We start from the raw sequence: 7,550 nt of genomic DNA, 5'->3' as shown, positions 1-7,550 counted from the left end.
TGAATAAATCGAAAAGGCTGACCCATTACATGACCGTGTCGCCGATCGCTTTTCGTCACAATCTTCGTCTTTCGCCCACACCCGCACATGCACAGCCCCGAGGGATTCGCCGCGAGCCGCTTGTCTTCCATGGCGTCCTCCAGTCCCTCGAGTGACCATTGAGGTTGCGTAACCTGCGAACGCTAATTGCTTATTCGCAAAATCAACCGATTGTCGAATCTGTTCAAGCCTCTTGCAAGAGCGCTCCTACGCCTATTGTTATCTGTTGCCAACGTTTAAATCTCATGCTATAGCCTTCGGTTTGGAATCCCGTTTGCGAAAGACAGAAGGGATTTTCATTCAAGGAGACTTCAGAAGCAGAAGCCCGGAGGTAATATGAGGCATCAATCACCTGTACCGGCAATCGAGAAATTCAAGAATCTTGCCGTCAGATTTGCGGCGCTCATAGCGCTCTGCTGCGCGGCAATTCTGGTAGCAGTGCCGGCAGGGGCCAGTCCAATCTTTCTCTCGGCGATCGCAAATGTAACATGCCAGCCCGCTCCCACAACTGACAACTCGGGCCAAGTTATGGGCCAGTCGGTGGCGAATGCCAACGCCTCCTGCAACCATGGCGGTCAAGTTGCCAGTGCGACTAGTAGGTCGATGTTCGGCGATCTGGGCGTGCTCGTTTCCGCTAGCAGCACTGCCTTCGCCGACGGCGTTTCCGCGCAGGGAATCGCGGAGTTTGAGGACAGCATCACGTTCATGCCAATGGATCCAACCCAACTTGGCGCGCCCATTGATGTTACGGTCTCGATGATAGTGGAGGGGACTACAACCCTGACAGGCATTCCTTCAGGGGGAGGACCCGATGGCAACCTCACGCTTATCACAGAACTGGACGGCACGTCGAATGTTTACAAGGAACTCGACCAAATCGGGAAGCCGGTCCAGGTTACTGGCAGCAAAACTTTCACGTTACACACAACCGCCGGCGCCACCATGGCATTCCTGGCCATAGCTGATATCACGACGCGATCCACCGACGAGGATGTCGCCAGCAGCGGAAAAATGGACTACCTCGACACGGCCTCTTTCATAGTTACTTCAGACACGCCCGACGTTTCGATCGTAAGCGCGAGCGGTCACGATTACAGTGGCGCTACTGCGACTACGCCCGAACCGAGCGTAATGGTACTGCTCGTGAGTGGGCTCGCACCTCTGGTTTGGATCGGAGCGCGACGACGCAAATTAGGCCTTCCGTGGTACGCCTAAGTTTAGAAGGTCGAAGAGGCGCCACAAAAGGGCGCAATCATTTCAACGACCTCTGACTAGGCTTCTTTCCAGTTCGTGTTTGGGCACATGGGATCATCGGACGGAAACTCGATACCCACCCCAACCAGAAGTTCAAAATTCGGAAAAAATTCACGCACCCATACTCGTTTGCATTGACCCCCGGGGTGGCTGTCTTCCTACCCCATACCCAGGTACCGGGGGACTATCATCGAGACCGGGAACGAGTCGTACCGGTTTCGCAGGATACAACGGCCGGATCGCTCGCATCCCAAACAGCATCGTCTTGAAAGGGTCCGTCTTCAACTACTCGCAGGGATTCCGGTTTATCTGGGACGAGATTAAGGTAGTGCTTACAGGCACCAGCGACTCCCAACTTGCCAGGGCGATGCTTTTGAGGGTAGCCAAAGAGGCGATTGGTGAGTACCTGGTCGAGGCGCAGTCCTCTTGGAAAAGTATGAGCGAATATTATCAAAGCGAGAATCCTCCTTTAGAACCTACCGTCGCGCTGGTCGTAAACTCCGGATCGCTCGAATTCACTGTCAGCTATGTTGTGGACTACACGAAGCGGACTGCCATGCAAGATCAGTTGTTCACGAAAATCGCGGAGGAAGTGGCGGGTAGCAACGGACGGCTCAAATGGGCATCATCGGCAATTGCTGTCATAAACCAGCCGGCGACTCCGGCCCCTATCGAAGCCCGCCAGACGTCGTCGATCCTCGGCGCGGGCGAAGCGGCGGGTTCCGCAAATCGTGATCGATGAGAAAGTGCTTGTGGGTGTGACGAGAATAGGTGCCGCAACCACCGGTCGTCAGACTCAAAAGTATACAACTTGTGTACAAGAAGCCGGTCTTGAAGGGCCTGAAATTGGACCTAAGCAACTCAGAAGCGGGGCAACCACTCTGTCGCCTGTACCGCTTCGTATGAAGCGAGACGCTACGGTGGATATCGGGTGGTGACTCATGTTGGATTTAACGACCAAATCTGCCAGCAATCCACCCGACAATCAGACCACCCACCGCCCCAGATGCGAGAATTGGGGCCGTAGCTTTCGTGATGATGGCGTCCGGGAGGCTCAGCAGGATGCCGAGGAGCAACCCGACGACCCAGCCCGGCCAAGGCAGTCGTATGTTGCAGATTACGAATCCGAGACCGAAACGCGCGATAAACGCGCCGAGCATGGCCGCCCGCTTGTCCGGAAAGCTCAGGGGAATCATCAGCGCTGTATCCAGACTACCGAAGACCAACCCACAAAGTACGCCCAGAGAAATCCTTGACATTGCTTTTCCTCCAGCCGTTCTTCTACAGCGTCGCTATTTCGAATGCCAGCGATTTCTTCGACAGAATCAGAATGAGTAAGTACGCACGCCATCATGCAATCGAGAAACAGAACCCGCCGCGTGATATTTCGCGTGCCGGATGGCTCTGCGAATTCGACGGGGCGCTAATTCACCCTGACCTGTTCGCACAGACCGATTGTCGTCGCCCGGAACGGTCGCATTGCTTCGCTCTATCTCTTTTTCGACAATCTTCCTTAAGGCAAAAATGCGGAACGTTAATGAGATCAGCGCGAGTTGCGCTTTCTTCGGTCCGCTGGTCGTCTATCGGCCCATTTCAGTATGGCGTCAAGCGTAGGACAAATGGATTGGCCCCATGATGTCAGACGGTACTCAACCTTCGGCGGCACCTGGGGATAAGCCGTCCGCACAACGATTCCGTCCGCTGCCATGCCGCGGAGTTGCTGCCCCAGCATTTTCTGAGTGATGTTGGGTATCGCCCGTTCCAGATCGGAAAAGCGCATCACCTTGCCTCCGAATAGATGGAACAGAATCACCAGCTTCCATCTTCCTTCCAAAAGACGGAGCGCTGCTTCTACGTCTGCGGCGGCGGATGTGGGCGTATAGCGTTTCGGCATACATATTTTCTCCTAACGCACTTTTTCGTGTGTACTTCCCATTTCGCCAGTATGCTGCGAGACTTCTGTTTGTGCAAATTGCACGGAGGAGAACAGCATGGCTCTTGATGTGCCCCAACCTGTCGCGGAATATCTGGCCGCCGAAAAGGCGAAGGATGCTGGTGCGCTTTCCCGTTGCTTCACCGAAGATGGCACTGTCGACGACGAGGGGCAGGATTATCACGGTCGTGACTCAATCCGCCAATGGAAGCAAGCGGCGGACGCGAAATACCGATACGTCCGGCTGCCGGTTGACGTTCAAACGCTCGGAGACTTGGTGACCGTTCGTGCCCGACTGACCGGTAAGTTTCCTGGAAGCCCTGTTGAACTAGACCACATCTTCAAACCTTCCAAAGACAAGATTGCTTCACTGGAGATTCGATCGTGACGATCACCTACCCTTTCCCAGTTTCAGAAGATGAATTTAAGGGCAAGCGGGTTCTGGTAACCGGTGGCACGAAGGGCATGGGACAAGCGATGGTACGCCGTTTTACTCTGAGCGGCGCCTCAGTTGCAACGACTGCACGGTCGCCGCTGCCGGAAGGGCAGGCGGTTGCTCTCTTCGCGCAGACGGACATCGGTACCGCTGCAGGCGTGCGAGAAGTAATCAGCCGCGTTCAGCAGGAGTGGGGTGGACTCGACATCCTAGTCAACAATGTCGGAGGATCAGATGCTCCTAACGGCGGATATAGCGCCCTCTCTGACGACGATTGGCAAAAGGCGCTCAACGTCAACCTACTCGCATCCGTTCGTCTCGACCGAGCATTTCTACCGGGCATGATCGAACGCAAAGCAGGTGTCATTCTTCACATCTCGTCCATCCAGCACCGTCTGCCGCTCTATGACGCGACGCTTGCTTATGCTGCGGCGAAGGGTGCTCTCAATACTTACAGCAAAGGTTTGGCAAACGAAGTTGGCCCGAAGGGCGTCCGCGTCAACATGATCTCGCCTGGATTCATCGAGACTTCAGGCGCACACGGTATGATCTTACGACTCGCACGGAGCTGCGGCATCAGCGAGGACGCCGCTCGCCAGCAAATCATGAATATGATCGGAGGGATTCCCATTGGCCGGCCTGGCCGGCCGGAGGAAGTCGCCGAACTGGTGGCATTCCTAGCGTCCGATCGTGCGGCTTCGATTCACGGTGCAGACTACATCATTGATGGCGGCACGATGCCTACTGTCTGATCAACGCTAGCTCTTGCGGCCTTCAACCGAATGGTTGCCGCTGATCCAAATTCTAGGCAGCGGCTTTCCAAACCGCTCCTCACTTGCGTCGGCTGTGAGCCATCACCGTCGTTCGACGCGAAACTGGTAGGCGAATTTCCGCGACTTGAGTCTGAATGATTTTTCGAACGGAGTTTCGTCTGCCGTATTTCGTGCGCCCAATGTTGCGGTAAGGAGCGCAACCGCGAGAATCGAGGCATTACCTGATGTCTCAGCTCAAATTACGAGGAGTGCATTGGCCTGATAAGGCCTAGGGAGCTGTGCGTGGCGGAACAATCGGCAGACCCGTTGCTCTCCATGCCTGAAATCCACCAATCACGCCCGTCGCGCGTTGCAGTCCAAGATCCTGCAGAGCTATCGCCGCGAGACTAGAGGTATAGCCTTCAGAACAAATCACGATCACTTGGCTGTCATGATCGGTCGCGACCGGCAGCCGCGCACTGGAGGTTGGGTCGAACCGCCACTCAAGCACGTTACGTTCGACAACTAGTGCGCCCGCAACACTACCCTCGATCGCGCGCCTGGCCTTTGGGACGAATATCGACGAGTATCGCCTCTGTTTTGACCAATGCCGCATGCGCCTCTTCTGGAGATAGCCGTCGCAGCCGTGCGCGTGCCGCTAAAAGCACCTGCTCAATGCTCAAAACGCCGGTCCCGTTCGAGGGTTTCCACTTTTGCATTCGCGGCTCTTGATCGGCCGTTTCAGTCTTCCCAGATGAGCGGTCACGCGGAACCAGTCGACTGCCATCCAACTCGTATTCGTTCATGTCGCTAAGCGGAGGAGAGTTTGCGTGAATGCTGATCGCCGGCGCGAGGGAGACGTTACGCACGTCATGCGCATAATCAGGACCGAATGCGCGCGGCCTGCCCGGATGTATCACGAAGGTTCGCTCGCCAGGACGATGCTCTTCCAGAATTCCAGTCGCAACGACCAGGGCGCCCGAGGACGCACCATGATCGTGAAAACCGGTGGATTGCCCAGGCAGCCAGCTGATCACCCATATGTCGTAGTCCGGACCGTGATACAGCCGCTCATACCAGCGCTCTTCGGCCCGCAGACGCACTTTATCCATCCATCCGTCAGACGACGCGAACAGAGAGACGATGTTGGCGAGCTCCTCAGTTGTTTTCAAGACCGTTCCGGATAGGCTCTTCGCTGCGATCGATGCGTTGTCTTCCTTTTGCACAGGTCTTTTATCTGTTGCGAGTTGCATAAAAAACTTCCACAAATAGCTCCGGCGCAGATGCCGGGTTCGTGACGAATATAAAAGCCAACGATTAGTATTTCGGATGAGCTTTGGGGAAGGGTTTCAGGAACGTCTGAGAATGTTCCAGCTCAGCCGACGAAAGGCTGGTCGCAGGGACAACAATGAAGCAGGGGCAACATCATGTTTTGAGCCTAACATAGCCTGAAGAATCGGATCAATGTCAGAGCATCAGAAAGTATCACACTAGCTACCGCACCAGCGCGCACTCAATTTTCCCAGGCGTAACACTGTTTCTCAAGCCATGCGCAAGACCGAACCCACCGCTTTATCGATCTCCAATTCAATTGGCGATGCGAGCCACAGGTTGATTGCTGAGACTTCGTTTATGCTGGTGGTTGTCTCGACGAAGTCAAGTGTGAGGTAATGTCACGATGAACCGACGCGATTTCCTTTCTACCACTGTCGCTGCAGCTGGATTTGCACTTGCGAGATCTGGCTTTGAAAGAAAAAGCGGATCTTCCATTTTAAGCCACAAAGAACGCGTCGACCGGGCTTTGCTAGGTCAAGATGTCGACCGTCCTCCGTTCACGTTCTACCGGCACTACGGAAGGCCGACAGCAGAACTCGAAGCGCAAGACCATCTCGATTTTCATCGTACGTACAAGACGGACATCGTGAAGGTGATGAATGACTTCGACTATCCGAAATCAACAACCGGCAAGTGGTTCGACTTAAAACCGCTCGATTCGCCGTATCCGAACCAATTGGAAACCCTTCGACGGGTTCGCGATGGGATCAATGGTGACGGGTATTTCATCGATACGCTCTACGGTCCGTACATGACGGCCATGATCCTGTATCAGTCACAGCCGCAGTTCGCGAATTTGCCGAAGTCGGACGATGTCCAGGACCAACAGATCAAAAGCCTCCATGACTTTCAGCGACAGAATCCGGACGCATGGCACAACGCGCTCGATGCGATCACGCAATCAACAATCAATCACATCCGACAAAGTAAAGAGATTGGGGCGTCTGGCGCGCTCGTGAGCATTTTCAACGCAGAGAGCAAGTTCGGCACCGTCGAAGACTACAAGAAATATTCCCGTCCCTATGACAAGCGCGTCTTCGATGCGCTCGCTGATACAAAGCTGACTGTGCTCCATTTGCATTATTTGGAAAGGCCGTATCTCGACCAGTTCAAGGATTTCCATGCGCCCGTTCTTCAATACTCGGTGAAGACCAGTGGCATTCCCATCTCGGAGATTCGCCAGAAGTACTCACAGCCGATACTTGGTGGCGTTGATGAGATCGACTATCGCAAACTAACGACGGACGAAATTCGTTCTCAATGGCAGGACGCGAAATCGCAGGCCGGAGCAAAGTACGTCGCCGCACCGGGTTGCTCCATCCCGAATGATTCCACTGCTGACGAGCTGGCACACTTTCCCAAGTCTCTGGGGATTTAGAACAGCCGAGCTAGGCAGACCGGTAAGCCCATCCACGCGTAGGTTTTACAAATGACCCAGAAAACCAATGCGGCCCGCTTTTTGGATCAATTAGGAATCCGCTATGAGCTACGCGAATACGAAGTGGACCCGGACGATCTCGCAGCTGAGGCGGTTGCAACTAAGATCGGCCTGCCGCCTGGGCAGCTTTTCAAAACGTTGGTTGCAAATGGTGATCGACACGGAATCTGCATGGCCGCTATTCCATCTGATACGGAACTGGACCTTAAACGTCTTGCTGCCTGTGCATACCGAGAATTCCGTCCGTATCAACCAGCATACTTGTGGCACGTTAATCGCAGATCTCGTTGATGCACTTTCCTTGTTGGCCAGCACATCTCAGTCTAAAGACTGGAAGTCTCTGCCTCGTCCAGTCGTCGAGTG

At 54.6% G+C, this 7,550-nt stretch carries 10 protein-coding genes; 6 read left to right on the top strand and 4 right to left on the bottom strand.

Going from position 1 to position 7,550, the window contains the following annotated elements; translation table 11 throughout:
* Window positions 1-375: 375 nt before the first annotated feature.
* The gene (locus VNX88_24705; GenBank protein HWY71891.1) at window positions 376-1,254 is read left to right on the top strand and encodes a PEP-CTERM sorting domain-containing protein; all 879 of its coding nucleotides are present in this window, start codon (window positions 376-378) and stop codon (window positions 1,252-1,254) included.
* Window positions 1,255-1,558: 304 nt separating this feature from the next.
* A complete protein-coding gene (locus VNX88_24700; GenBank protein ID HWY71890.1) occupies window positions 1,559-2,035 on the top strand; it encodes a hypothetical protein in 477 nt (158 codons plus the stop codon).
* 208 nt (window positions 2,036-2,243) lie between these two features.
* On the opposite strand, the gene VNX88_24695 is transcribed toward VNX88_24700, so the two are convergent.
* Both VNX88_24695 and VNX88_24690 read right to left on the bottom strand, forming a co-directional pair.
* The gene (locus tag VNX88_24695) at window positions 2,244-2,552 is read right to left on the bottom strand and encodes a hypothetical protein (GenBank protein HWY71889.1); all 309 of its coding nucleotides are present in this window, start codon (window positions 2,550-2,552) and stop codon (window positions 2,244-2,246) included.
* 284 nt (window positions 2,553-2,836) lie between these two features.
* On the bottom strand, window positions 2,837-3,187 hold the full coding sequence (locus tag VNX88_24690; GenBank protein HWY71888.1) for a helix-turn-helix domain-containing protein: 351 nt from the start codon (window positions 3,185-3,187) through the stop codon (window positions 2,837-2,839).
* Window positions 3,188-3,284: 97 nt separating this feature from the next.
* Here VNX88_24690 and VNX88_24685 point away from each other — a divergent pair, with 97 nt between their 5' ends.
* Together VNX88_24685 and VNX88_24680 are read left to right on the top strand one after the other, a co-directional pair.
* Window positions 3,285-3,614, top strand: a complete 330-nt coding sequence (locus tag VNX88_24685; protein ID HWY71887.1) for a nuclear transport factor 2 family protein — start codon at window positions 3,285-3,287, stop codon at window positions 3,612-3,614.
* Entirely contained in the window at window positions 3,611-4,414 is an 804-nt protein-coding gene (locus VNX88_24680; protein HWY71886.1) for an SDR family oxidoreductase, read from the top strand. Before VNX88_24685 ends, VNX88_24680 begins: the two co-directional genes overlap by 4 nt.
* Before the next feature lie 289 nt (window positions 4,415-4,703).
* On the opposite strand, the gene VNX88_24675 is transcribed toward VNX88_24680, so the two are convergent.
* Together VNX88_24675 and VNX88_24670 are read right to left on the bottom strand one after the other, a co-directional pair.
* Window positions 4,704-4,925 carry a rhodanese-like domain-containing protein gene (locus VNX88_24675; protein HWY71885.1) on the bottom strand — a complete coding sequence of 74 codons (222 nt, stop codon included), beginning with the start codon at window positions 4,923-4,925 and terminating at the stop codon, window positions 4,704-4,706.
* A 31-nt stretch (window positions 4,926-4,956) separates the two neighbouring features.
* A complete protein-coding gene (locus VNX88_24670; protein HWY71884.1) occupies window positions 4,957-5,667 on the bottom strand; it encodes a cysteine dioxygenase family protein in 711 nt (236 codons plus the stop codon).
* 425 nt (window positions 5,668-6,092) lie between these two features.
* Here VNX88_24670 and VNX88_24665 point away from each other — a divergent pair, with 425 nt between their 5' ends.
* Both VNX88_24665 and VNX88_24660 read left to right on the top strand, forming a co-directional pair.
* Window positions 6,093-7,127 (top strand): uroporphyrinogen decarboxylase family protein, encoded by a 1,035-nt coding sequence (locus VNX88_24665; protein ID HWY71883.1) that lies wholly within the window; start codon window positions 6,093-6,095, stop codon window positions 7,125-7,127.
* A gap of 51 nt (window positions 7,128-7,178) precedes the next feature.
* Window positions 7,179-7,478: a YbaK/EbsC family protein gene (locus VNX88_24660; protein HWY71882.1), complete on the top strand. Its 300-nt coding sequence runs from the start codon at window positions 7,179-7,181 to the stop codon at window positions 7,476-7,478.
* Window positions 7,479-7,550: the final 72 nt, after the last annotated feature.

The organism is Terriglobales bacterium (genome assembly GCA_035567895.1).
Classification (GTDB): domain Bacteria; phylum Acidobacteriota; class Terriglobia; order Terriglobales; family Acidobacteriaceae; genus Gp1-AA112.
This window is presented reverse-complemented; position numbering and strand designations above follow the sequence as displayed.

Bases quoted from the DNA above. Each gene is read 5' to 3' on its own strand.
- VNX88_24695 (HWY71889.1), bottom strand. From the start codon at position 2,552: ATGTCAAGGATTTCTCTGGGCGTACTTTGTGGGTTGGTCTTCGGTAGT.
- VNX88_24705 (HWY71891.1), top strand. From the start codon at position 376: ATGAGGCATCAATCACCTGTACCGGCAATCGAGAAATTCAAGAATCTT.
- VNX88_24685 (HWY71887.1), top strand. From the start codon at position 3,285: ATGGCTCTTGATGTGCCCCAACCTGTCGCGGAATATCTGGCCGCCGAA.
- VNX88_24690 (HWY71888.1), bottom strand. From the start codon at position 3,187: ATGCCGAAACGCTATACGCCCACATCCGCCGCCGCAGACGTAGAAGCA.
- VNX88_24665 (HWY71883.1), top strand. From the start codon at position 6,093: ATGAACCGACGCGATTTCCTTTCTACCACTGTCGCTGCAGCTGGATTT.
- VNX88_24660 (HWY71882.1), top strand. From the start codon at position 7,179: ATGACCCAGAAAACCAATGCGGCCCGCTTTTTGGATCAATTAGGAATC.
- VNX88_24670 (HWY71884.1), bottom strand. From the start codon at position 5,667: ATGCAACTCGCAACAGATAAAAGACCTGTGCAAAAGGAAGACAACGCA.